Raw genomic sequence first — 25,087 nt, forward strand, 5'->3', positions numbered from 1 at the left:
TCTTTCTGAAGAAAAGAGGGTGAGGCACATATTATTTAAGTTCGTCGACCAGAGTCACAGCGCGACCGATATAATTTGCCGGCGTCATGGCTTTAAGGCGCGTTTTTTCTGCTTCCGGCAGGGCCAGACTATCAATAAACTGTTTCATTCCTTCGGCATCGACACGCTTGCCACGGGTCAACTCTTTCAGTTTTTCATATGGTTTTTCAATACCATAGCGGCGCATGACGGTCTGGATCGGTTCGGCTAATACTTCCCAGTTGTGATCCAGTTCGTCAAGCAGATGATCGCGGTTTACTTCCAGCTTGCTGACGCCCTTCAGGGTGGACTGATAAGCGATAAGCGCATAGCCGATGCCGACACCTAGGTTACGCAGGACGGTTGAGTCGGTCAGATCGCGCTGCCAGCGGGAAACCGGCAGTTTGTTTGCCAGATGGTGCAACACTGCGTTAGACAGACCGAGGTTGCCTTCTGAGTTTTCAAAGTCAATGGGGTTAACTTTATGCGGCATGGTAGAAGAACCGATCTCCCCGGCGATGGTTTTCTGTTTGAAATGGTTCAACGCAATATAGCCCCAGACATCGCGATCGAAATCGATCAGGATAGTGTTAAAGCGCGCGATACAGTCAAACAGTTCCGCAATATAATCATGCGGTTCAATCTGGGTGGTGTAAGGATTCCACTGGATGCCCAGCGAGGTGACGAACTCTTCGCTGAACTGATGCCAGTCAACTTCCGGATAGGCGGCGATATGCGCGTTATAGTTGCCTACGGCGCCGTTAATTTTACCGAGGATCTCCACCTGGTTGAGCTGGCGGAACTGACGCTCCATCCGATACGTCACGTTCGCCATCTCTTTACCCAGAGTGGAAGGTGTTGCCGGCTGGCCGTGGGTGCGGGAGAGCAGAGGAATATCGCGATACTGCGTGGCGAGATCTTTAACCGCGTTAATCACCTGACGCCAGTAAGGCAGGATCACTTCATCGCGCGCGGTTTTGAGCATTAACGCGTGCGACAGGTTGTTAATGTCCTCAGAAGTGCAGGCAAAGTGGATAAATTCGGAAACGTCATGTAGCGCCGGGATCGCGGAGACTTTTTCTTTCAGAAAATACTCAACCGCTTTCACATCGTGATTTGTGGTGCGCTCAATGGTTTTAATGCGCGCGGCATCTTCTTCATTGAAGTTTGCAACAAGCGTATCCAGGTAACCGTTTGCGTCGGCAGCAAAAGCAGGAACTTCCTTGATCGCTGCGTGCGCGGCTAATTTCTGCAGCCAACGTACTTCGACTTGTACACGAAATTTCAGCAAACCGTATTCGCTAAAAATTCCGCGCAGCGCGCTGACTTTATCGCCGTAGCGTCCATCGACAGGGGAAACGGCGGTCAGTGAGGATAATTCCATAGATCATAACTCCGGGGTTAAATGAGCAAGAATTTGTTTTGCCTGAGTCGTCAGGCGATGACGAGAAAACATAAGCTGTAGGCGACCACCGCCTACCTGATGCCAGAGCACGGCTGCACGGATGCCTGCCAGTAGCGAGGCGCGGACTTTGGCCTGCACCTGCGGACTTTGCAGAACGGCCGGGGAGCCCGTCACCTGAATGCGCGGGCCCAATGGGCTAATCACATCCACGTAGATGCCCGCCATGGCGCTCATTAACGTGTCTGACTGTAAATCAAAATGATCAAGCTGGCGCTGCAGGCCGTTAATGCGATCGCCTAACGTATTCAATGCGCCTTTGGCGGATGACAGCTTGCGCTCCAGCACCATCAGGCTAAGCGTATAACGCGTCAGTTCGGCGTTAAGTCCTTGTCGGCTGCTGGCATTCAGCACGCCGAGCAGTGTTTCCAGACCAAGACGCAGGTTAGCTTCGCTGCCGCCGAACACGCCCAGAGTAGAACTGGGATTCATATCAATGACACTGTTGAGTGAAACGTGCAACGCGTCGGCATCACAGTGCCCCTGGTGCGCCAGTTGTTGCACCAGGCGTGCCGACTGGCAAATGCCAGACAGCGCGAGGGTGATGTCATAATAATTCTTTGCCACAATCACTGCTTCCTTGTATCAAATAAAATACACTTCATCTTTTAAGCCGCTTTGAGGCGACTTGAATGATGTTGTGTATTGAATAATCAGACCGTCAGCGGCAGTCGCTGCTCGATAATGCCGCCGCCCAGGCAGACTTCGCCGCTGTAAAAGACAGCGGACTGGCCCGGCGTAACGGCGGCAACCGGCTCGTCAAAAATGACCTCGATACGATCGTCATCCAGCGCGTTAATCGTGCACGGAATATCGGTCTGGCGGTAGCGGGTTTTTACCGTACAGCGCAGGGTGCCGGTGAACGGTTCGCGATCGACCCAATGTAGCTGCTGGGCGATGAGGCCTACCGACATCAGGCGTGGGTGCTCATGCCCCTGGGCGACAATTAACACATTGTTTTCAACGTCTTTATCCACCACATACCAGGGGTCTTCGCTACCGTCTTTGGTGCCGCCGATTCCCAGCCCTTTACGCTGACCGAGCGTATGATACATCAGACCCTGATGCTCGCCGATTTCATCGCCGTCAACGGTAATGATTTTCCCCGGCTGCGCAGGCAGATAGCGCCCTAAAAAGTCGCGGAATTTGCGCTCGCCGATAAAGCAGATACCGGTAGAATCTTTTTTCTTTGCGGTTACCAGCCCCAGATCTTCGGCGATTTTACGCACCTGCGGTTTTTCCAGCTCGCCAACCGGGAACAGACTTTGCGCAATCTGCTCATGGCCAAGTGTGTAGAGGAAGTAGCTCTGATCTTTGTTGCCGTCGAGCCCGCGCAACAACCGGCTTTTGCCGTTTACATCCGCGCGGCGAACGTAGTGACCGGTGGCGATATAGTCGGCGCCTAAATCTTCTGCGGCAAATTCAAGGAAGGCTTTAAATTTGATCTCTTTATTGCACAGAATATCCGGGTTCGGCGTACGGCCTGCTTTGTACTCTTCAAGGAACAGTTCAAAGACGTTATCCCAATATTCTGCGGCAAAATTAACGGTATGCAGTTCAATGCCAAGCTTGTCGCACACGGCCTGCGCGTCAGCCAGATCGGCTGCCGCGGTACAGTATTCCTCACCATCGTCCTCTTCCCAGTTCTTCATGAACAGGCCTTCTACCTGATAACCCTGTTGTTGCAACAGCCAGGCGGAAACGGAGGAATCGACACCGCCGGACATGCCGACGATCACTTTTTTTGGGCTTTCTGACATTGGAATGCTCGCGACATTGAACTTCAAGGCGGCGTATTCTATCACGCAGCCCTTTACTTGACACCCTCTGTAAACGGCCAGTTAAATTCGCCCACTATAGATAAGGGGTAACGTTGTCCCGTTTGATAACTGCGAATGCTTTCAGCCACCAGCGGAGAACGTAAATTCGGCGCGTTCAGAATCTCGTCGGCGCTCACCCAACGGCAGCAATCGATGTCATTGTCATGGGGGGCGGTCGCGCAAATATGATCAAGCTTGATAGCGAATAAAAAGCGCAGGAACGGGGTCTTATCCGGCGCAATCCACTGATGCATACGGATAAAATACTGTGGTTGCGCCGTGATGCCAGTCTCTTCCCACAGTTCACGCGCGGCGGCCTGCGCCAGCGTTTCATCTGCCTCCAGGTGTCCGGCAGGTTGATTCCATAACGATTTACCGTTGATGGTCTCTTCCACCACCAGAAATTTATCTTCGGCATGTACGATGCAGGCAACGGTCACGTGCGGCTTGAACATAGGCATCCTTATTAAAGCGGTTTATCAATGTGGTCATAGATCGCGTCAAGCTGTTTCAGACGCTCGTTATAAGCTTTTGTCAGGCAGGTGACGTCGGCCTTGCACTGCTGACGCTGTTTAAGCCAGCTCTGCTGGGCGTCCTGCAGGGCGCCGCGACTGCCCATCGCGAACAACCCTTTCAGAAACTGATATTTGGTGTGCATTTCCACGTCTTTATCATTCAGCGTCAGATGCGCGCAGATAGCCTTTTCATCCGCAGCCTGCGCTTTCTGGCAGTCGAAGCTGGCCGCATTAACGGATAACGGTGTTAATAAAGCAAAAGCAATGAGAAGCCGTTTCATCTGTCTTTCTCCTGTGCGATCTCGCGCCACTGTCCATTATCGAGGCCGTTGAGCGTGTAGTCGCCCATGCTGTAACGAATTAATCGTAGAGTGGGATGACCGACATGCGCTGTCATGCGTCTTACCTGGCGGTTGCGGCCTTCATATAAGGTGACTTTTAGCCAACTGGTGGGAATATTCTTCCGTTCGCGAATCGGCGGGGTGCGCGGCCACAGCCAGTCAGGCTCCGCGACAATCTCAATACCGGCGGGCAGGGTAGGGCCATCGTTGAGCGTGACGCCAGTACGAAGCGCCTGCAGCGCTGCATTATCCGGGATACTTTCTACCTGAACATAGTAAATCTTGCCGGTGCGTTTGCCCGGTTGCGTGAGGCGCGCCTGCAGCGCGCCGTCATTAGTCAGCACCAAAAGCCCTTCGCTGTCGCGGTCCAGGCGGCCTGCGGCATAAACGCCTTGCACAGGAATAAAATCTTTTAACGTGCGGCGACCTGCTTCATCCGTGAACTGCGGCAACACATCGTAAGGTTTATTGAACAAAACCACGCGTTTTGGCTGGTTTTCTTTCCGTGATTTAGATGCTTGTCGTGAGCTGAATCGCTTAACGTAGTGATTTCTAAAAGAAGTTTTTTGCATGGTGTTTTCAGAACTTATTAATTGCCGCATTATAGCGCAATAATGAGTGTCTTTCATGGCGGCAAACAATAGGGTAGTATTGACATGCTCATTACAAAACATTAACAAAAAATTGCTCTAACGCAGTCGTGCAGCAGGACGCCATTGCACATGCAGCGCGATGACAGACGAGCAAACCAGAAGCGCTCGAAGGAGAGGTGAATGGAAAGCAAAGTAGTTGTTCCGGTGGAAGGTAAGAAGATCACCCTGCAAAACGGCAAACTCAACGTTCCTGAGAATCCGATTATCCCGTTTATTGAAGGCGATGGTATCGGTGTTGATGTCACTCCTGCCATGCTTAAAGTGGTCGATGCCGCCGTCGAGAAAGCCTATAAAGGCGAGCGTAAAATTTCCTGGATGGAAATTTACACCGGAGAAAAATCCACACAGGTTTACGGCCAGGATGTCTGGCTCCCCGCTGAAGCCCTTGATTTGATTCGTGATTACCGCGTAGCGATTAAAGGTCCGTTGACCACGCCGGTTGGCGGCGGTATTCGCTCTCTGAACGTTGCCCTGCGTCAGGAGCTTGACCTGTACGTTTGTCTGCGTCCCGTTCGTTACTATCAGGGCACGCCAAGTCCGGTGAAACATCCGGAGCTGACCGATATGGTCATCTTCCGTGAAAACTCTGAAGACATCTACGCCGGAATTGAATGGAAAGCTGACTCTGCAGACGCTGAGAAAGTGATCAAGTTCCTGCGCGAAGAGATGGGCGTGAAGAAAATTCGCTTCCCGGAGCACTGCGGTATCGGTATCAAACCATGTTCTGAAGAAGGCACTAAACGTCTGGTTCGCGCGGCGATTGAATACGCTATTACCAACGATCGCGATTCCGTCACGCTGGTACATAAAGGCAATATCATGAAGTTCACCGAAGGCGCGTTTAAAGACTGGGGCTACCAGTTGGCGCGCGACGAGTTCGGCGGTGAGCTTATTGACGGCGGTCCGTGGCTGAAAATTAAGAACCCGAACACGGGTAAAGAGATTGTGGTTAAAGACGTTATCGCCGATGCGTTCCTGCAACAGATCCTGTTGCGTCCGGCGGAATACGACGTTATCGCCTGTATGAACCTGAACGGTGACTATATTTCCGATGCCCTGGCGGCTCAGGTTGGCGGTATCGGTATTGCACCGGGTGCGAATATCGGCGACGAATGCGCGTTGTTTGAAGCGACTCACGGGACTGCGCCGAAATATGCGGGCCAGGATAAAGTCAACCCAGGCTCCATTATTCTGTCTGCGGAGATGATGCTGCGCCACATGCAGTGGTTCGAAGCGGCGGATCTGATTGTTAAAGGTATGGAAGGCGCGATTGCCGCGAAGACCGTGACCTATGACTTTGAACGCCTGATGGAAGGCGCTAAGCTGCTGAAATGTAGTGAGTTTGGCGACGCGATTATCGCAAATATGTAATAACGATAATTGTTAAAAACAAAAACGGGGACTTAACGTCCCCGTTTTTATTATTAGCATTCGAACGGTTATCAAAATTTTATCAAAAAAATTTATCAAAACTCCCTCAATTCTGACCGCAATAGTAATCCATCCTTTACGCCGATCGTCATGATAACCTGAGACCCCCTGAAAGCTGATAGTTACCGATTTTGATTGTGGTGGTTTTCTTTATGATGTGTGGTTTGGCTATTTTTTGAAAGTGCCTTACCAGATTTATTGTTATTATCAGGGGATTATTTCAATAAAAGGTGATGATTTATTGCCTGCAATAGTGGGTAGATTAAGCATTTTATGAAATTATTAGTGTCTTTATTTGCACTTCTATAAGGCTGTTAAGAGGTGTTGAAATATCAGCTTGGTAAAGAATACGTCAGCGAAAGTGAATGCTATATTAGTCATAAAAATTCAGGAGACATATGCTCAAACTTATCTTCTACAGTGGAAGTGTGAAGGTTCCGGAATATCTGGAAACAGATAAGGAAAAAAATGTCGGACGTACTCCTCTGTCTTCAGACATTCAGCAAATTAAAAATGTTGTTGAAGATGTTCCGCCATTTCCAGAAAGCAGAGCGGCGAGAGGTTCTGTAAGCGCAGCGTACAGGCTTTCTTTTGACGAAGTGTTTTGCGGTCTCAGCAATGAAGAGCGTAAAAAGGTGTATGGTCGCCTTTTTGGAAAACAAGTACTTGCGCATATTCATTCCAGGTGTCAGCGCGACGCTGACATAATAAGAGAAAAAGCGCTCAGGCGGATAAGCCGTGAGTGTGGTGCCGAAATAGATTGCGCTCTCTTACTAAATAAGATGGTGGATATTTTACAAAATGCCCGGCTGACAATAAATTTTAATGCAGCAAAAATTGACTTTGTCTCTCTCTTAAAAAATAAAGAATATCTGAACTCTTATGCATTAGGTTGCAGACCGGGAGATTTACCTGCTTATAATGTCGGGCGTGATTCAGTTGAAACTAAAGCATTTGAACTGGAGAAGCTTGCAGATTCACCTTATGCCCCATATGGTCAGACAGGCGGTTTTTCCGTAGCATATACTCCCAACAGTAAAACTTTTAGCCCTACAAGCAGACCAATTTATGCTGCACTGGACTTTCTGAACGGTGAAAATGGAGGTGCCAGCGCCTATGGGAAATCATTTTTTGAATTAAATGATAATGTAAAAACAAATTGTACATTCTCACCTTTTGATATCTACGGCCACAGATTTGGCCTGGATACTAGTAAATTATCTACATTTTGCCATATGGAGAACCTGATTGCATCCTGTCAAAATGATTTTTTTGGTTATAATTGCTTTAAGAGTTTGGTTAAAATGGCTAAGGGCGAAAAATTTTTAGCTCATTCTAATTATGGTACAGGCTATGAAGGGAATTATATAGAGGCTCATATTCATGGTGATGTATGTTTATTCAGAGATATAAAGCATGTTTATTTGTCTTTGCAAGAAAACTCTTACTCGGAAAGTCAACTATATGATTATGCAAAACAAATAAGCCAGGCGCTTAATAGAGACTGCATAATATTATATTGACAAGATTATTATCAGTCTCTTTAAAAGAGCTTTAAATGATCATGAGCACATACTTCTTGAGGTAGGCAGTAACTGCTTTTATATTTATTATAGCAGGACCGCTCTGGCAGATACCTGGGTGGCGCTCCAGTATGGCCTGGCAAAATGGAGGAATATGGACCAGCAGAAGCGCCTGCTGGCTATCGATATTCCTGCTCATCAGGTTTTTACGCCATCTACGCACATTTATTCTGCTATAAGTTGAAATACTGCAAAAAATATTAAGGCTTATTATTTTTTCTTTAAGTAAATTTTCGTTCAACAAACTTGGATGCGGGAATGTTTGAAATATTATTGCCTTATACTAGATCTCAGCGACCTACAACTCACAACTTTATTAGATCATCTTCCTGAACATATTACTTTTCTGGCGGTTATCAACAATAGGCTGACTAAATTGCCTGACACTTTACCAGGAGGGTACAGATAGATCACGCGGGTAGGATCACTACACCGGAAAAAGATTGCCAGTTAATAAGATGTCGTCCATGATTCAGTTGGATGATAATGATTTATTCCCCACTCTTTGATCCTATAATAGTGATCTGATAGTTATCCAGAATGTTCTTGCAGAGGGCGGGCTTGTTAAATTACCGTCAATTTATTAATGAGTTATGTCCTGCTTTGCTGAAAATAAAAACCAGTAGACAGACGACGGCGATCAATATGAGCCGGAAGTACCTGTGTTATTACCGTGGCAGAAATTCTGTAACTGATAAAATAGGTGTGGCTTATTATCAGTGATGAAATTTTTTATATGTGTATTATTACTATTTACAAGTAATTTGAGTGTTTGTTGTGGTTGGTAACATTGTGTTGAAGTAAATCATGATAGACTGAATTTTGATGTGATAAGATATAATAAATTTGTGCTTTGTTAATTATTTTAAATGTACAGGAGAGTAGTATGTATATAAATAAGTTTGTGCCTGTTTATACATTATTAATTCTCATTTATTCTTTTAATGCCAGCGCTGAGTGGACAGGAGATAATACGAACGCCTATTACTCAGACGAAGTTATCAGTGAATTACATGTTGGTCAGATAGATACTAGTCCTTATTTTTGCATAAAAACGGTTAAAGCTAACGGTAGTGGTACACCAGTTGTTGCATGTGCGGTATCAAAGCAGAGCATATGGGCGCCCTCCTTTAAAGAACTTCTTGATCAGGCAAGATATTTTTACAGTACAGGGCAATCCGTAAGGATTCATGTTCAAAAAAATATCTGGACCTATCCGCTTTTTGTTAATACCTTTTCAGCAAATGCTCTTGTGGGACTATCATCGTGCAGTGCGACACAATGCTTTGGACCCAAGTAAGAGGGGAGAAGAAATAATGAAAAAGTTAATATTCTTAACCTTATCTATAGTTAGCTTTAATAACTATGCTGTAGATTTTGTGTATCGTGTGGACTCAACCCCGCCGGACGTTATTTTTCGCGATGGGTTTTCACTACTTGGGTATAACCGTAACTTTCAGCAATTTATTAGTGGAAGGTCATGTAGTGGTGGAAGTAGTGACAGTCGCTATATTGCAACAACCTCAAGTGTTAATCAAACATATGCTATAGCCAGAGCGTACTATTCTCGCTCAACATTCAAAGGTAATTTATACAGATATCAGATTCGTGCAGATAATAATTTCTACAGCTTGCTCCCATCCATCACCTATCTGGAAACGCAAGGTGGTCACTTTAATGCTTATGAAAAAACGATGATGCGATTGCAAAGAGAGTATGTTTCCACATTATCTATTTTACCCGAGAATATTCAAAAGGCCGTGGCGCTAGTTTATGATAGCGCAACCGGTCTGGTAAAGGATGGTGTAAGCACAATGAATGCCAGTTATTTAGGTTTAAGCACTACGTCTAATCCTGGTGTGATACCTTTTCTTCCGGAACCGCAGACGTATACCCAACAACGAATTGATGCATTCGGCCCATTAATAAGTTCATGCTTTTCAATAGGTAGCGTATGTCAGTCACATCGAGGGCAAAGAGCTGACGTATACAACATGTCTTTTTATGATGCAAGACCTGTAATAGAACTTATACTTTCTAAATAAATGAAACTTACCTATGTTGCCTATTAAATTAAACAGACCGTTTATTAGTGGTCTGGTTAATATTGTTTATTAAGTTGGCTATCCACTTAAATATAAATGTTTATATACTTCAATAAGTTTTTTATCAGATTCATTGCATTATCAATCATAGCATTCAGGTACGTATTTTATTAATATTAGAAGGAGTTATTATGACTAAAGATGAAATCTTTGCAGCTATCCTTAGTAGAGAAGGCGGTTACGTTGATCACCCTGACGACAGGGGGGGACCAACGCATTGGGGTATAACCCTGACGACGGCCCGGGCTAATGGCTATATGGGGGATATGCGGAATCTTACCCGTAATCAAGCATTAAAAATCCTTGAGGCAGATTATTGGTATGGTCCACGACTTGATCAGGTTGCCATTATCTCTCACTCTATCGCAGCTGAGCTTTGTGATACTGGTGTGAACATGGGACCCTCAATTCCGATTAAGTACTTCCAGCGTTGGCTTAATGTTTTTAATGATCAGCAAAAAATTTATCCGGATTTGATAGCAGATGGTCAGATTGGGCCACGGACGCTTTCGGCACTAACATTTTTTCTCTCTCACCGGAGAGATGAGGGCGAAATGATACTTATCCGGGCATTGAATTGTAGTCAGGGACAACGCTATCTGGAGTTAGCTGAAAAGCGCCAGGCGAATGAATCATTTGTTTATGGATGGATAAAGGAACGGGTAAGATTGTAATTCCCTTACTTACCACTATAGCGGTTTGTGATGATAGCATATAATGATATATTCACACAGAGAACTGGTGAAAGCCACTAAGTCTCATTATTACTATATTAAGGCGTCAGGTTTTTCTATAGTTCTTTGTGTGTTAAAAACGAGAAATTAATTATGTTGTATGGTATGAGAATGATAGTATTTCCAGCCAAATATTCTTACGGCTAAATACATTATTATCCTTTTCCATTTTGGCACGCCCAGAACTTTCATCCCATCCAGGAATATGAGATCGGACTCTTTTCTGTTACGTAATGGATAATGATACAGGTAGTCATGAATGATTGCCGCTTTGGCATATTCACCATCCGGTGGTAATAATGACCAGAAAATACGCGGAACAGTGGCAAGGTCGGTAACGAATCCTACCGGTACTTCAATGACATCATTTTTATCTTCACTGAGATAAAACCTGAATGGCTCATAAACACGCCATTTATAATGACCTAACATTTCCATAATTGCTGGACTGGTAAAACAACTCATAATTTTACCTTATAATAAATATATATTCTGCACCTTACGCTCAAAGTACATGTCGTCAACGCTATTTACTCATTAACAGCTTCGTGCCAAAAAGGCTACGGGATAATGATCAGAAGCGAGTTGTGGATTACGTAATGCTTCGACCCTTTGTGAATAAGGTGCTCGATCGACAATGACCCCATAATCTAAAATACCACCGCTAATTTGCGTGGGTTCTGTAGGTGCGAGTACGGCTACAACTCGTTCCAGATGCTCAGTCATCAGGTCATTTTCAAGTCTGTCTGGGCTGCGATTAAAATCCCCGGCAAGAAACCAGGATAAATGCCGCATCTGAGGTTGTCTAAAAAAATTAATGGTAACCCTGACAATAGCTGCAGCATCCGGACCTCCACTAGCCAGTGCGTGCGCTGTCAGAAAAACATCATTACCCAGTCCGATGCCAATGACGGGGCGAGATGCGACAGTTGTCGGACGCAAGACATAAACATTATCCGCTCTTTGTCTGGAAACTATTGCCAGATTAACACGGCGTGCTCCAACATCAATAGCCGAGTAGTAGATATATCTTATATCCTGACGGCTGGTGGTTCCGAGATTCCAGGTGTATTCATCAATGGGAATACCCACTCCAAAAGGCTGAATATGTCGTCCGGTAGGAACCGCTGAGGTGGGAACAGCACCGGCCTCCTGTACCATAAGAATATCCACACCGGCAGTACCGCTTAAAAGCTGTCTGACATTGACATTCCATTTACTTTCTGTAGATGCTGAAGAGCCCTGAAGATTCCAGGTCATAACTTTGTAGTCACTGATATTAGCGCAGGCAAAAGAAATATAGCTGCAGATGATCATGGTCAGAAGGAAAAAAACAGGTTTTTTCATGATATCTACTCTCCCGATTATTACTTCTTTATCTGAATGATATATGTGTTCATAACCCATTGTTTCATGACATTGATTTTATTCTGGCAATGCCTGACTTGTTTCTGGTTCTATGTCTTGTGCAGATAGTAAGATACATAGTCTAACGTCAATAAAACTAAAATAGATGTCTATTACAGAGGTAAAATGATAGTTTATTCAGTACAATCAATTAATTATTGTTAATACCAAAGAGACAACTATAGATAAACAACTAACTGAATTTAAAACTACATTCACTTATCTCATTGTAACTGTATTGGGTTGATTTATATGTGGAAATAGAGATTCGATATCATTAGTACTTTATAAGTAAACATAAATTTTTCATTACCAGGATTATTATATCCCTGTGAGGGAGGTGACATTTCATCTATTCTCACTCTTGTAGTGACATAGTAAATTTGGCCACCTGATTAAAGGCGATGTTCTCACCTCAACACAAAACAGGTAACTTAGTGAACAAGAAAACCAAATAAATCAATGGTTACATCTTGAACGGCTACAATAGCGTCAGACCTCATCATTATAACGGTGCACTGACGCCGGAAGAGTCTGAGAACAGGTACCGTTTTTACTGTAAAACCGTGACCAATAGCGTCGATGCGCAACAAAACGTATAATCCGTTGATAGGGCGTACAGGTGTGGCACTGGGCAAAACGTTCAGTGACAATGACTGGAGCTGGCGGCATTTGGCAAATAGCATGTTGACCATGCGATAAACGCCAACTTCCGCTACATGTTCTGAGTGGTGGCGTTTGCGTTATATCGTCACAGACAGCGCCTCAGGGCGCTGTTTTCGATCGGACATGTCGCTTTCGCAGGAGGGGACGTTATTCGGCGACCAGCCACATATCAGCCTCTTCAAACATCTCTTCCAGCATACGGTGCAGTCGTTCTTTCTCGGTTTTTGTACAGTCACTGTTTAATGCGTTCGCCTGCATTGGCTTAACTTTCACTTGCGCATCGGGAAAAAGTTGATGTACGCGTTTTGTGAGTTCATTGAGGATGATTTCGCGTGCGCCTGGCAAACCTTCAACATTTCGCTTGTCATAAACGAGTTCGACGAACATCGCCATTTCCTTTTTACTGGTTGGATGAGCAGTATTTAAGCTGGGTATATAACTGGTGTCAAGGTTTAGCCGCCGTTTTGTCATCCTGACGTTGCGGACGTGACCGCACGTGGAAGTAAAGGTCGCTAACCTGTTGTTGTGTCATGAGGTTAGCGGCTCTCTCTTCACAGCGGTGTCCTGCTACCTGATGGTAAATTCCAGGGCGCGACTAAAATCGCAATCGGCCAACACAACAGGGTCGCCTTTTCTGACAATAATGCTATTTGTGCCCAGGCATTTTCGGCTCTGTTTCCCCTTAATTTTGTTATCATCAGTGAGCCAGCGCTGGTTATCATTACCCGTGCATGAATAAAGAATGATTGGTGTGCCTTCTTTTGTACCTTGTCCTGCGGCATCCAGACATTTCTCACCCTGCGTGATTCTGTCTCGGTGAAATGAGAAAAGCTGAGATTGCACATGCTTACACTCCCGCAGCGTCAAACGATTCTGTTGATCTGAACCTGTATCAAGGCACAGACCATCAGTTGTCCGAATTTGTTCCGCGTCATTTATGTAATAACCACCGGAATTAATTTGGTTTTGTGTAATGACCGGGAACGACAAATTAATACTATAAGGTGCGGGTAAGCCGTTCGTCGTACATCCACATAAAATAGAGGAGAGGCAGAGAACCAGTGTGGTTTTTCCTGAAAGCAAAGTCATTCAATTATTACCCTAAAAATAAATAGCGTTACAACTATATTGGCGATTTATACCCACTGAATATGATGTAGCATTGAGCGGCAATAGAGATAATTCCGATAGAATCACATAAATACTTCGGTTAAATGCGCGCAGCCAGCCACTCCTGTGACGATGGGTATATAGCGTTAAATACTTTTGCAATATTAGATGCTATCACAGTGAAAAACGGCTGTACATTTCTTCACGTTAAAAAAAGTGAGAAGGGGGGGACACCCGATATATGATAAAAGAGGTCACAGGAGTCATTAGCAAAATAAATCCTTTAGATTTTCGCCACTGAAATTCAGGCAAAGCCTCATAGCAGACTGCGGAGGTATACGGGCTCGCTAAATTTTTCTGAAAAAATGCCGAGTGACGAATTATGAAAGATAAACGTTGGCGGCGGTAGGTCCGCGGAGGCCATTAATACGACAAAACTCAACGCGTATACCGGGGATAAGCGCTTCTGTTTCGTGTAGGCGACATGCTGAAATGTGGAACTGAACATCTTTGCGTCCATCGGAGGGGGTGATGAGACCTTTACCGCTCTTACAATCAAAGGTTTTGACAATTCCTGTCATTTTACGAGACAAACAAATTCCTTAATGGGGATAACGAGGCGCACTATACACGTCAGGAAAAATAATGCCAGCTATATTTGATGGCAATCAAGATTTCCGGATGGCTAAAAGTAGTCGTTCGGCACCATTGTAGATAAATAACATTATGTTCTGGAGAAAGTATTCCCTTTCCTGGCGTCGTTGGTTGGTGCGGACATCATGGGTTTTGCTGTCGGGCAGGATGGTGAACTAATCTGCCTGGCTTGCTTTTTATCGGTATTTGTAGGTGGTTGCGGGGTTTTACTACCAAAATCGTAGATAAAAATTTCCCATGATGCCTGTTGTAAACCAGAACAATGGTCTGAACTGGCCAAAACATGGAATGAAAAAATAAGTAATGACCAAAGCATAAAAGCATGATGTTTCATAGCACCTCCTGTTATATGTAATGACTTGTGAAGTTCATCTAATGAATTATGGGACGTCATTGGCATTTTTTATTCAACGAAGAGTTAACCACTCTTAATAATAATGGGTTTTATAGCAAAATAGACTTTTTTATCGAGTATTCAATATTTGCGTTCGTTATTATTTTTCTGGAATGTAAATTCTCTCTCAACACAGGTGAAATTTATGTTTGAATTGTGGTGTTGATTCTATTCTTATAACAAGAAATGTTGTAACTGATAGACATATTAAAAGATTGAATCGGAGCGGGAATAAAGCATGCTGAACATCATGGTGAATAGGATTACGGTGCCAGCGATGGCATGTAACGGCATTTCGTCTGGAGCGTCACGTGAGGACTGTGAAGCACAATGCGATATGTTCTGGTTATATGGCGAGTTTGCTTAATGACATTTTTTTAGCCGATCAGCGTCAGGCTTCTTAATGTGGTTGTAATATTTTTCTTTAAATATCAAAAGTTTGTATGACGTGTTTGTTGTTTTATAGTGGCTAAACACTTTATGGTTTCTGTTAAATATATATGCGTGAGAAAAATTAGCATTCAAATATATAAAAGTGAGATGACATTGTAGAACCGGTTACCTTAATGAGCGATAGAGCGCTTCGGTAGTAAAAATATCTTTCAGGAAGTAAACGCATCAGGAGCGATAGCGGTGAATTATTCGTGGTTTGTCGATTCGGCATAGTGGCGATAACTGAATGCCGGATCGGTACTGCAGGTGTTTAAACACACCGTAAATAATAAGTAGTATTAAGGAGTTGTTATGAAAAATATTATTTTATCCACTTTAGTTATTACTACAAGCGTTTTGGTTGTAAATGTTGCACAGGCCGATACTAACGCCTTTTCCGTGGGGTATGCACAAAGTAAAGTTCAGGATTTCAAAAATATCCGAGGGGTAAATGTGAAATACCGTTATGAGGATGACTCTCCGGTAAGTTTTATTTCCTCGCTAAGTTACTTATATGGAGACAGCCAGGCTTCCGGGTCTATTGAGTCTGAAGGTATCCATTACCATGACAAGTTTGAGGTGAAATATGGTTCTTTAATGGTTGGGCCAGCCTATCGATTGTCTGACAATTTTTCGTTATACGCGCTGGCAGGTGTCGGCACGGTAAAGGCGACATTTAAAGAACATGCCACTCAGGATGGCGATTCTTTTTCTAACAAAATTTCCTCAAGGAAAACGGGATTTGCCTGGGGCGCGGGTGTACAGATGAATCCGCTGGAGAATATCGTCGTCGATGTTGGGTATGAAGGAAGCAACATCTCCTCTACAAAAATAAACGGCTTCAACGTCGGAGTTGGATACCGTTTCTGAAAAGCATAAGCTATGCGGAAGGTTCGCCTTCCGCACCGCCAGTTACAAAACAGGGCTTCTTTACCAGTAACACGTACCTGCCTGTCTTTTCTCTCTTCGTCATAGTGACGCTGTACATAATATCTCACCAGCATAAGCACAGATAAAGGATTGTGGTAAGCAATCAAGGTTGCTCAGGTAGGTGATAAGCAGGAAGGAAAATCTGGTGTAAATAACGCCAGATCTCACAGGATTCACTCTGAAAAATTTTCCTGGAATTAATCACAATGTCATCAAGATTTTGTGATCGCCTTCGCATATTGTACCTGCCGTTGAACGACTACTAAAAAGTAGCAAGGTATGTATTTTATCCAGGAGAGCACCTTTTTTGCGCCTGGCAGAAGTCCCCAGCCGCCACTAGCTCAGCTGGATAGAGCATCAACCTCCTAAGTTGATGGTGCGAGGTTCGAGGCCTCGGTGGCGGTCCAATGTGGTTATCGTATAATGTTATTACCTCAGTGTCAGGCTGATGATGTGGGTTCGACTCCCACTGACCACTTCAGTTTTGAATAAGTATTGTCTTGCAATCCTGTTACAGAATAATTTCATTTATTACGTGACAAGATAGTCATTTATAAAAAATGCACAAAAATGTTATTGTCTTTTATTACTTGTGAGTTGTAGATTTTTCTTATGCGGTGAATCCCCCTTTGCGGCGGGGCGTCCAGTCAAATAGTTAATGTTCCTCGCGAACCATATTGACTGTGGTATGGTTCACCGGGAGGCACCCGGCACCGCAATTTTTTATAAAATGAAATTCACACCCTATGGTTCAGAGCTGTGTTTTTACATCAGGTGGGCAAGCATAATGCAGGTTAACGTGAAAGATACGAGCAATAACAGAAACCAGTGATTTCGTTTATGGCCTGGGGATTTAACCGCGCCAGAGCGTATGCAAGACCCTGGCGCGGTTGGCCGATGATTGTTCAATAATGCGAATATGAATGGTTACCAGCCGCTGCGAATTCTACCTGGGTCACTTAATAAAGCAAAACATTTAAACACTCAACAACGACAATTCAGACAGTTCGAACTTTTCTTTAAAAATAGGATTAACCATGTTTAAAAGTGGTTACTAATTAGCCATTATCCTACGGTAGTGATTCACATATTCTTTAACGTTACAGGAAGGTTGAAGTGGAAATGCCTGATGAGCCTTCAGGCATTTCTGAAGGTTAGTTAGCTAAGGAACAGTTACTGAGAACAGGTTTATCATCACCTTCCACCAGTTCAGCCGTTTTGCCTTTGGTATAAAGTTTGTAAGTATAATTTTTGTCTATGGCTTCGTAATTTGCTCCGGAGGCCATTTTCATTAACCGCATCGGGATCATCTCGTTTACCTGACTGATAATCGCATAGGCGTTTCCAGCCTCGGGTTCGCGGGGTTGCGCGAAGGAAGCGAAGATACAGCCATCTGGCTATCTCGCTATGAACATAATATCTGGACAACACCGCAGCGAGTGGCGGCACGCGAGGGGGAAGCGCACTGGAATCCGGTGTTATTTTACCCGTCGGATAAATTGTGGTTATTTTATAAAGTAGGCAGCGACGTACACGTGTGGAAAACCTGGTTTATCATCTCCAGCGATCGAGGATTTACCTGGAGTACGCCAGCTCCGTTGGTTAACGATGATATTTTGCCGCGCGGTCCCGTAAAAAATAAACTCCTGCTGGCATCAAATGGCGCCTGGATTGCGCCAGGGTCGATTGAAAGTCCTGAACGGTGGAGGGCATTTGTGGATCGATCCTCTGACGAAGGAAAACACTGGAATATCTCTTTTGTTCCGCTGGAGCCTGATAACGCTATTTCCGGGACAAACGTAGCGTTGTGGGATGGTGTAAAAAAGGGGATGTTGTGGGAATGTTGTCTGGAAAACCTCCTGCGCTGGGATGGCGTTATTCAGCCTACGCTGTGGGAGTCTTCTTCGGGGCATATCCATATGTTGTTACGAAGCACACGCGGGGCAATTTTTCGCAGTGATTCAATCGACTATGGCGCTACCTGGTCTGTTGCCCGCGCGACATCTTTACCGAATAATAATAGTGGTATCGATCTGGTTAGTATGCAGGACGGTACGCTGATTCTTGCGTTAAATCCGGTCAACGGCAACTGGGGAAAGCGCTATCCGCTTTCACTGATTGCTTCCCATGATAATGGCGAATCATGGCTACCGCTACTGGACCTGGAAAGTGACCACGGTGAGTATTCTTATCCCGCTATTATTAGCGAGGGCGGCGTCGTACATATCACCTACACGTGGAACCGGAAAAATATCGTATATTGTCGATTACAAACGGTGTAAGGCGCTATCAGTCGAAACCGATAGCGCTGAATAATAATGCCTTGCCCGGCGTGCTCTCTCACGCCGGGATGGCCGAAATAGTCATGATTTACCGGGTAACATCCTTGAAAATGTATCGTCTTTTTGTATGTAATGGTGAAACAACGCCGCTGCTGCATGCATGGCAATCAGGAAATAGCCGATATTGGCCAGCATTTCATGAATACGCTTTATATCCGATTTTAGGGTGCTATCTGGCGTCAAAAATACCGGTACAGTAAAACCAAAAAAGCTCCAGCTTTTCCCGCCTGATGCCATCATCGCGACGCCCAGCAGCGGTAAGGCGAGAAAAGTGAGATAAAGCGCGATATGCATTAATTTAGCGGCCACGTGCTGCCAGTGAGGAGGGGGAGGCGTAATGACCGGATTCGGGTATTTGTGTTTAAGATATAACCGTAAAAACATCAGCGCCCAGACCAGAACGCCCATGTCATAGTGCATGTCTTTCATAAACAGGTAAACGCTGGAGCCTTTTGGCGCCCACCCCCGTAACTCAATAGCCGCATATGCGATGCCTGTCAGGAGCAGTGTTAACCAGTGAAGTGTTATTTGCAGTCTTGAGAAATGTGCCATTATTATTATCCTTTATTAACAACTGCTTGTAGGGTATGCGTAAAATCTTAACAGAACCTTAAAGCGGGGGCTGAGTCGCAAGGAACAGACAGAGATAGCGGCACGTAAAATGGGATAAAAAGCCGGCGGCATCGCCGGCTTACTGTTGTTATTGTCCTCTTACGACAACACAGGTTTTACCATAAAACGGATATGAGCCTGTAGTTTCATAATCAACACTCGACACTAAAGAAATATCGCCCGCTTTTTTCGCTGAATCAATAGATGCGTCGCCGGTATTTACAATACCCAATACCGTTTGCGCACACGCTTTACCGGTTTTGGTTGCCGGGAGACTCGTGGCAGTAATTGGCCCTTTAACATCCGTATATAAGCCAATCCCTGTCGGTGATGGTCCTGTAGCACACCCCGTTAAAAGAGAACCAATAAAGATAATTGAAAAAATGTGTTTTTTATTTGTCATGGGATTAGTCCATTATAAATTAATAGAAAACTTACCGTCCGAAAATGTCCGGACAGTCATTTAAAAAGTGGTGTATATTAAATATGCGATATTACTCTTTGCACCCTCCTGTTGATGTCGTACCTGATGGACAAATATCCGTTGAAGCCGGATATATTCCCCATGCCGTGTTTTTATAACTTGCGCATCCTGTCAGCAATGAGAACAGTACGGCTAAAAAAATCATCACGAGCCCTGGCGGCGTTAACATTTTTCGGTTGGACTCCATAGCATGTCATTTCATCGGGTTGCCATATGACTGGCGTTCTGCTGGTAAGTTTCATTAACGCCCGGTTCGTTTAATATTGGTTTAGGTTTAAAGCCAGGAAGCGCTAATTACGATACCTTCTTACGTTTCAGTACTGACTAATAACGTTGAGAAAATGAACAGCGTCGGATGGGAAGACGTAATACAGAATAGAAAGGAAATAAGAGAATAAGATGGCGTTAATTAACCCGGTATTCCTGGCGTCATTTCCCTTGCGTTTTATCCCCGTCAAAAGCGGCCTTTAGCCCACGTTGGCGCTCCCGACGTTTGTGCGTATGATGTTTTTAAAAGATCGTCATACTTTCTGTTCTGCATCAATTTTTTCCTTACAAATGCTCGCCATAATGCCGTCCTCAGGAGGTCTCCCGACGTTTATGCTGCGCCGGGAGAAACAAAAACAACGTATAATCTGGGGTAAACTGATGATTAAAGGCAAACTGGCGCTCATAACGTGCGCGATGGCTCTGGCATTCACCTCGCCGCTTTTCGCCGCGTCGGACACGGCAGATGGCCATACCTTAAAGCTGGCCATTGGCCCTGAGCCAACGGAAGGATTTGATCCTATGCTGGGCTGGAGCCACGGCAGTTACTTATTGCTTCATGCGCCGTTGCTCAAGCAAAACGCCGATATGAGTTGGGGTAATTTACTGACGGAAAAAGTGGACACCAGCCCCGATGGTAAAACCTGGATACTGACCTTAAAACCCGATCTGAAATTCTCCGATGGCTCGCCATTAACTGCCGAAGATGTCGTTTTTACATATAACAAAGCGGCGAAGAGCGGCGGTAAAATTGACATGGGCAACTTTAGTCATGCGCGAGCGCTGGATGCGCGCCGAATTGAGATGACGCTGAGCCATCCGCAGAGCACCTTTGTGAATGTATTAGGATCGTTAGGGATTGTTCCGGCCAGCCGTTATGATGAAAAAACGTTCGCCCGTGAACCGATAGGCGCCGGTCCATACCGACTGGTCAGCTTTCAGCCGGGTCAGCAACTGATCGTTGAAGCTAATCCCTGGTATGCGGGTAAAAAGAATGACTTTAACCGACTGGTTTTTGTCTTTCTGGATGAAGATAATGCTTATGCTGCCGCGCGCAGCGGACAGTTGGGACTGGTGCGCATTGCCCCTTCTATGGCGGTGGCCCCGCAGCAGGATAATCTTAAACTCTGGGTACGCGATAGCGTTGAAAACCGGGGCATTGTCTTCCCGATGGTGCCTGCCGGTAAAAAGGATGCTAACGGTTATCCTGTCGGCAACGATGTAACCGCTGATGTCGCTATCAGACGCGCAATTAACTATGCCATTAATCGTAAGCAACTGGCGGAACAGGTGATGGAAGGCCATGCGATACCCGCTTATAGCGCGGTGCAGGGATTGCCGTGGCAAAATCCTTCAGTGATATTCAGCGATGGCGATATTGCAAAAGCGCGCGCCATCCTGGAAGAGGCTGGCTGGAAGATAAACCGTGCGGGCGTGCGTGAAAAAGCAGGTAAAGAAGCGCGTCTGACCTTATGGTATGCCAGTGGCGACAGCACCCGGCGGGATCTGGCCGAAGCGGTGCGCGCCATGTTACAGCCTTTAGGCATTGTCGTCTCGTTGCAGTCGGGAAGCTGGGAAACCGTAGAGCGCCATATGCACGCTAACCCTACGCTGTTTGGCTGGGGAAGTCTGGACCCGATGGAACTCTTCCATCACTACAGCGGGAAAGCCGCTGGTGTGGAATATTATAACCCGGGCTATTACAGCAACCCTGCGGTAGAAGCACATCTGAAACAGGCTATAGATGCGCCTGACTGGCAAAAGGCGATTCCTTTCTGGCAGCAGGTTGAGTGGGATGGGAAGCAGGGCGCGGGCGTCCAGGGCGATGCGGCATGGGCATGGCTGCTTAATATTCAGCATACCTATCTGGCCAACCCCTGTATTGATCTGGGAAAAGGCGCGCCAGAAATCCACGGTAGCTGGTCGGTGTTAAACAATCTTGATGACTGGACCTGGACCTGTCGGTGATGAAATTGTTCTTCAGTCATTTTTTGCGGCTGATTATTCTGTTGGTGCTGGTGGCTGCTGGCACCTTCATTTTGCTTAGCTTTTCGCCCGTTGATCCTATCCGTGCTTATATTGGCAACGATCTGCTCCATGTTCCGCCAGAACAATATGCGCGGATTGCGGCGCGCTGGGGGCTTGACCAGCCGCTGTGGGAGCGTTTCGGTCACTGGTTTTGGCGTCTGCTCCAGGGCGACATGGGGTATTCCATGCTGTTCAACATGCCTGTCGCCAGCGTGATCCGGGAACGTTTTGCGACGTCATTCGCGCTGCTGGCAGGCGCCTGGCTATTGTCTGGTGTGCTGGGCGTAACATTGGGTTTTCTGGCCGGACGTTTTCTCCACCGTTGGCCGGATAAGATGATTTGCCGTATCAGCTACTTATTGTCATCGTTGCCCACTTTCTGGATAGCAATGCTGTTGCTGGCGCTGTTTGCCGTCCGCTGGCCGGTATTACCTGTTTGTTGCGCCTGGGACCCCGGAAATAATGCAGGAACAGCTCTTTTATCGGAACGTTTACGCCATCTTGTGTTGCCGGTATGTGCGTTAAGTCTGTTGGGCATGGGGCAAATTGCGCTGCATACGCGAGAAAAAATAGCCAGCGTAATGAAGAGCGAATTTATTCGTTTTGCGCGTGCTCAGGGGGATAAAGGATGGTCGCTGTTATGTCACCAGGTGTTACGTCATGCGATTACCCCAGCGCTCTGCTTACAGTTTGCTTCTCTGGGCGAACTGATGGGGGGGGCGTTACTGGCAGAAAAAGTCTTTGCGTATCCGGGGCTGGGACAGGCCACTATCGATGCCGGCCTGCGTGGCGATGTTCCGCTGCTCATGGGGATCGTTTTATTCTGTACGCTATTAGTGTTTGCCGGAAATACGATTTCAGCCTGGCTTGTGGTGGGGCTTAATCGATCGCTGGAGCGTCCCGATGCTCTATAATCCTGCCCCGACGTTGTTTCGTCTGATCCTCTCCGTTACCTGTCTGCTGTTTATTGCCGGATACGGTTATGCCACGTTGAGCCAGCCGCCAGAGGTTAATCTACTTGCCCGGCATCTGTCGCCTGATATCCAGCACTGGTTTGGCACCGATAATCTGGGGCGCGATGTATGGCTTCGTTGCTTTCAGGGGGCCTTCACCAGTTTACAAATTGGCGTTGGCGCCGCGCTGTGCAGCGGCGTTATCGCGTTAGTGATGGCGGCAGTGGCGCGCATTCATCCCCGGCTGGACCTCCTGGTGCGGCTGATAACCGATGCTATGCTCGCCATGCCGCATTTACTTTTGCTGATCCTTATCTGTTTTACGCTCGGCGGCGGTAAAAGCGGCGTCATTGCGGCCGTGGCGTTAACGCACTGGCCCCGTCTGGCGCTGATTCTGCGCGCCGACGCGGAGCGGGTAGCGCAGAGTGACTACCTGACATTGACCTATCGTCTGGGGCATGGACACCTTTATTGCTGGCGATATCACTATTTTCCGGCGCTATTGCCGCAATGGTTGACGGGAACGTTATTGATGTTTCCTCATGCGGTATTGCACAGCGCGGCGTTAAGTTTTCTGGGGTTTGGGCTGGCGCCGCATGAGCCTTCGCTGGGGCTGTTGCTGGCGGATGCGTTACGGTTTATTAGCCATGGAAACTGGTGGCTGGTGCTGTTTCCCGGCCTAATGTTATTCACGCTGGTGATGCTCTTCGATCAGTTTGCGCGCGCCATTCAGCGGCTGTGGCTAAGGAGTGACGTATGCTAAGTTTACAACAGGTTACGCTGGAAAGCGCGCGTTATCGCTGGTATGGCACGAGACGCTGGTCGCCGTTATTACAGAATGTCTCTTTTGATATCGCACCCGGCGAAATGGTGGCATTGGTTGGCGGCAGCGGGGAGGGAAAAAGTCTGCTGCTGCAATGCCTGCTCGATCTGCTGCCGGAAAACTTACGCTTTCGGGGGGAGATTACGCTTGATGGCAACCGGCTGGACAGACATACCATCAGGCAGCTTAGGGGCAATACGTTTAGCTACGTGCCGCAGGGGGTACAGGCGCTTAATCCCATGCTGAATATCAGAAAACATTTGAACAGAGCATGTCATCTGACCGGACGCGCCTGGGATGAGACGCAGATGGTACAGCTATTACAGCAAAGCGATCTTGAACCGACAGTCCTGGAACGCTTTCCCCGCCAGCTCTCTGGCGGGATGGCTAAACGAATTCTGGCGTGCCACGCCTCGCTCAGCCAGGCTCGTTATATCCTCGCGGATGAGATCACCGCCTGGCTTGATACCGCACTGGCAAACCAGTTGCTTGAGCACTTGCGAGGTCTCTGCGAGCGGGGATGCGGCGTGCTGTGGGTGACTCATGACCTGCTGCTGGCGGCGCGGTATGCCGATCGCATTGTGGCGCTGCATCAGGGTTATATCACGGACAATATCCGCTGCGAGCAGTTACAGCCGGAAGAGATGAGTGAACCGTTAAAACGGCAATGGCAAGCATTGCCTGAACTAAACCCGTTATTTATGCCGACCGGAGAGGGAATAGAATGCTAAGCTGCCGCGACCTCGTTATTCGTCAGGGCGGGAAAGTCTTATGGCAGAACCTGACGTTTACGATTTCTGCCGGTGAACGGGTAGGAATTCATGCGCCAAGCGGAACGGGGAAAACAACGTTGGGGCGCGTCCTGGCCGGATGGCAAAAGTCGACGGCGGGCGATGTTCTGCTGGACGGCAGCCCGTTACCCCTGCATCAGTATTGTCCGGTACAGTTGGTCCCCCAGCATCCTGAACTGACGTTTAATCCCTGGCGAAGCGCCGGAGACGCTGTACGTGATGCCTGGCAGCCTGACCCGGAAACGATGAGGCGTTTGCATGTGCAGCCCGAGTGGCTGACGCGTCGGCCAATGCAGCTCTCAGGCGGGGAGTTGGCGCGTATTGCGATACTGCGCGCGCTTGACCCACGAACGCGTTTTCTGATTGCCGACGAAATGACGGCGCAACTCGATCCGTCTATTCAAAAAGCGATATGGGGATACGTGCTTGAGGTGTGCCGCAGCCGTTCATTAGGGATGTTGGTGATTAGTCATCAGTCTGCGCTACTTGATCAAGTCTGTACCCGCCATTTACAGGTGGAATAGCCGCAAGT

26 protein-coding genes, 1 tRNA gene and 2 pseudogenes are annotated in these 25,087 nt (G+C 46.6%); 13 read left to right on the top strand and 16 right to left on the bottom strand.

What is annotated here, in order from left to right; all coding sequences use genetic code 11:
- Positions 1-31 precede the first annotated feature (31 nt).
- The 6 genes from purB to rluE all read right to left on the bottom strand — a co-directional run bounded on the left by purB (position 32) and on the right by rluE (position 4,758).
- Entirely contained in the window at positions 32-1,402 is a 1,371-nt protein-coding gene (gene purB / locus J4685_RS00090; protein ID WP_000423767.1) for an adenylosuccinate lyase, read from the bottom strand.
- 3 nt (positions 1,403-1,405) lie between these two features.
- Entirely contained in the window at positions 1,406-2,047 is a 642-nt protein-coding gene (hflD, locus tag J4685_RS00095; RefSeq protein WP_001519653.1) for a high frequency lysogenization protein HflD, read from the bottom strand.
- 86 nt (positions 2,048-2,133) lie between these two features.
- The gene (gene mnmA / locus J4685_RS00100) at positions 2,134-3,240 is read right to left on the bottom strand and encodes a tRNA 2-thiouridine(34) synthase MnmA (protein ID WP_000004540.1); all 1,107 of its coding nucleotides are present in this window, start codon (positions 3,238-3,240) and stop codon (positions 2,134-2,136) included.
- A gap of 53 nt (positions 3,241-3,293) precedes the next feature.
- A complete protein-coding gene (locus J4685_RS00105) occupies positions 3,294-3,755 on the bottom strand; it encodes an NUDIX hydrolase (protein WP_000476064.1) in 462 nt (153 codons plus the stop codon).
- An 11-nt stretch (positions 3,756-3,766) separates the two neighbouring features.
- Positions 3,767-4,096 (bottom strand): lysozyme inhibitor LprI family protein, encoded by a 330-nt coding sequence (locus tag J4685_RS00110; protein WP_000825956.1) that lies wholly within the window; start codon positions 4,094-4,096, stop codon positions 3,767-3,769.
- Complete coding sequence (gene rluE, locus J4685_RS00115; RefSeq protein WP_001249417.1) at positions 4,093-4,758, bottom strand: 23S rRNA pseudouridine(2457) synthase RluE; 666 nt, start codon at positions 4,756-4,758, stop codon at positions 4,093-4,095. The genes J4685_RS00110 and rluE overlap by 4 nt, the downstream gene beginning before the upstream one ends.
- A gap of 171 nt (positions 4,759-4,929) precedes the next feature.
- Here rluE and icd point away from each other — a divergent pair, with 171 nt between their 5' ends.
- Positions 4,930-6,180, top strand: coding sequence for an NADP-dependent isocitrate dehydrogenase (gene icd / locus J4685_RS00120; RefSeq protein WP_000444503.1), 1,251 nt, complete (start codon positions 4,930-4,932; stop codon positions 6,178-6,180).
- A gap of 458 nt (positions 6,181-6,638) precedes the next feature.
- Positions 6,639-7,763 (top strand): type III secretion system effector SopF, encoded by a 1,125-nt coding sequence (gene sopF, locus J4685_RS00125; RefSeq protein WP_000915986.1) that lies wholly within the window; start codon positions 6,639-6,641, stop codon positions 7,761-7,763.
- A 187-nt stretch (positions 7,764-7,950) separates the two neighbouring features.
- Here sopF and J4685_RS22370 read toward each other — a convergent pair.
- Positions 7,951-8,097: pseudogene (locus J4685_RS22370) on the bottom strand (hypothetical protein); the annotation flags it as partial.
- Between the two features lie 612 nt (positions 8,098-8,709).
- Between J4685_RS22370 and pltB the strand changes: the two are divergent.
- From pltB to J4685_RS00140, 3 genes are all read left to right on the top strand, one after another.
- Positions 8,710-9,123 (top strand): typhoid-like toxin S-CDT binding subunit PltB, encoded by a 414-nt coding sequence (gene pltB / locus J4685_RS00130; RefSeq protein WP_011233074.1) that lies wholly within the window; start codon positions 8,710-8,712, stop codon positions 9,121-9,123.
- A 16-nt stretch (positions 9,124-9,139) separates the two neighbouring features.
- Complete coding sequence (gene pltA / locus J4685_RS00135) at positions 9,140-9,868, top strand: typhoid-like toxin S-CDT ADP-ribosylating subunit PltA (protein WP_011233073.1); 729 nt, start codon at positions 9,140-9,142, stop codon at positions 9,866-9,868.
- 191 nt (positions 9,869-10,059) lie between these two features.
- Positions 10,060-10,602, top strand: coding sequence for a glycoside hydrolase family 108 protein (locus J4685_RS00140; protein ID WP_000158843.1), 543 nt, complete (start codon positions 10,060-10,062; stop codon positions 10,600-10,602).
- Positions 10,603-10,749: 147 nt separating this feature from the next.
- Here J4685_RS00140 and J4685_RS00145 read toward each other — a convergent pair whose 3' ends face one another.
- The 6 genes from J4685_RS00145 to pagD form a co-directional block, all read right to left on the bottom strand.
- Positions 10,750-11,127 carry a DUF1353 domain-containing protein gene (locus tag J4685_RS00145; RefSeq protein ID WP_001277616.1) on the bottom strand — a complete coding sequence of 126 codons (378 nt, stop codon included), beginning with the start codon at positions 11,125-11,127 and terminating at the stop codon, positions 10,750-10,752.
- A 72-nt stretch (positions 11,128-11,199) separates the two neighbouring features.
- Complete coding sequence (cdtB, locus tag J4685_RS00150; RefSeq protein WP_011233072.1) at positions 11,200-12,009, bottom strand: cytolethal distending toxin S-CDT; 810 nt, start codon at positions 12,007-12,009, stop codon at positions 11,200-11,202.
- An 873-nt stretch (positions 12,010-12,882) separates the two neighbouring features.
- Positions 12,883-13,122, bottom strand: a complete 240-nt coding sequence (gene msgA / locus J4685_RS00155; RefSeq protein ID WP_000497451.1) for a virulence protein MsgA — start codon at positions 13,120-13,122, stop codon at positions 12,883-12,885.
- 180 nt (positions 13,123-13,302) lie between these two features.
- Entirely contained in the window at positions 13,303-13,824 is a 522-nt protein-coding gene (locus J4685_RS00160; protein ID WP_011233071.1) for an RICIN domain-containing protein, read from the bottom strand.
- Between the two features lie 401 nt (positions 13,825-14,225).
- Positions 14,226-14,438 (bottom strand): cold shock-like protein CspF, encoded by a 213-nt coding sequence (gene cspF / locus J4685_RS00165; RefSeq protein ID WP_011233070.1) that lies wholly within the window; start codon positions 14,436-14,438, stop codon positions 14,226-14,228.
- 131 nt (positions 14,439-14,569) lie between these two features.
- Positions 14,570-14,833: a virulence protein PagD gene (gene pagD / locus J4685_RS00170; protein WP_010989183.1), complete on the bottom strand. Its 264-nt coding sequence runs from the start codon at positions 14,831-14,833 to the stop codon at positions 14,570-14,572.
- 804 nt (positions 14,834-15,637) lie between these two features.
- Here pagD and pagC point away from each other — a divergent pair.
- Positions 15,638-16,195, top strand: coding sequence for a virulence membrane protein PagC (gene pagC, locus J4685_RS00175; protein WP_000789473.1), 558 nt, complete (start codon positions 15,638-15,640; stop codon positions 16,193-16,195).
- Between the two features lie 390 nt (positions 16,196-16,585).
- Positions 16,586-16,662, top strand: a tRNA-Arg gene (locus J4685_RS00180).
- A 747-nt stretch (positions 16,663-17,409) separates the two neighbouring features.
- Here J4685_RS00180 and J4685_RS00185 read toward each other — a convergent pair.
- Positions 17,410-17,607: pseudogene (locus tag J4685_RS00185) on the bottom strand (MliC family protein); the annotation flags it as partial.
- Here J4685_RS00185 and J4685_RS00190 point away from each other — a divergent pair.
- Entirely contained in the window at positions 17,575-18,537 is a 963-nt protein-coding gene (locus J4685_RS00190; protein ID WP_011233067.1) for a sialidase family protein, read from the top strand. The pseudogene J4685_RS00185 and the gene J4685_RS00190 overlap by 33 nt on opposite strands.
- An 81-nt stretch (positions 18,538-18,618) precedes the next feature.
- Here J4685_RS00190 and J4685_RS00195 read toward each other — a convergent pair whose 3' ends face one another.
- Positions 18,619-19,149 (bottom strand): cytochrome b, encoded by a 531-nt coding sequence (locus J4685_RS00195; RefSeq protein ID WP_000929978.1) that lies wholly within the window; start codon positions 19,147-19,149, stop codon positions 18,619-18,621.
- 148 nt (positions 19,150-19,297) lie between these two features.
- Entirely contained in the window at positions 19,298-19,612 is a 315-nt protein-coding gene (locus J4685_RS00200; protein WP_000182479.1) for a TRL-like family protein, read from the bottom strand.
- A 681-nt stretch (positions 19,613-20,293) separates the two neighbouring features.
- On the opposite strand from J4685_RS00200, the gene J4685_RS00205 reads away from it, so the two are divergent.
- Genes J4685_RS00205 through J4685_RS00225 form a run of 5 tightly spaced genes read left to right on the top strand, consistent with a single transcriptional unit; the run spans position 20,294 to position 25,079 of the window.
- The gene (locus J4685_RS00205; RefSeq protein WP_000946098.1) at positions 20,294-21,928 is read left to right on the top strand and encodes an ABC transporter substrate-binding protein; all 1,635 of its coding nucleotides are present in this window, start codon (positions 20,294-20,296) and stop codon (positions 21,926-21,928) included.
- Entirely contained in the window at positions 21,928-22,902 is a 975-nt protein-coding gene (locus J4685_RS00210; RefSeq protein ID WP_016505386.1) for an ABC transporter permease, read from the top strand. Before J4685_RS00205 ends, J4685_RS00210 begins: the two co-directional genes overlap by 1 nt.
- Complete coding sequence (locus tag J4685_RS00215; protein ID WP_000966640.1) at positions 22,892-23,704, top strand: ABC transporter permease; 813 nt, start codon at positions 22,892-22,894, stop codon at positions 23,702-23,704. Before J4685_RS00210 ends, J4685_RS00215 begins: the two co-directional genes overlap by 11 nt.
- On the top strand, positions 23,698-24,495 hold the full coding sequence (locus J4685_RS00220; RefSeq protein ID WP_000950212.1) for an ATP-binding cassette domain-containing protein: 798 nt from the start codon (positions 23,698-23,700) through the stop codon (positions 24,493-24,495). Before J4685_RS00215 ends, J4685_RS00220 begins: the two co-directional genes overlap by 7 nt.
- Entirely contained in the window at positions 24,489-25,079 is a 591-nt protein-coding gene (locus J4685_RS00225) for an ATP-binding cassette domain-containing protein (protein ID WP_000947467.1), read from the top strand. Before J4685_RS00220 ends, J4685_RS00225 begins: the two co-directional genes overlap by 7 nt.
- The last annotated feature ends 8 nt before the right edge of the window (positions 25,080-25,087 follow it).

The sequence above is a fragment of the Salmonella sp. 32100201201700099SM genome (assembly GCF_017572645.1).
Lineage (GTDB): Bacteria > Pseudomonadota > Gammaproteobacteria > Enterobacterales > Enterobacteriaceae > Salmonella > Salmonella enterica.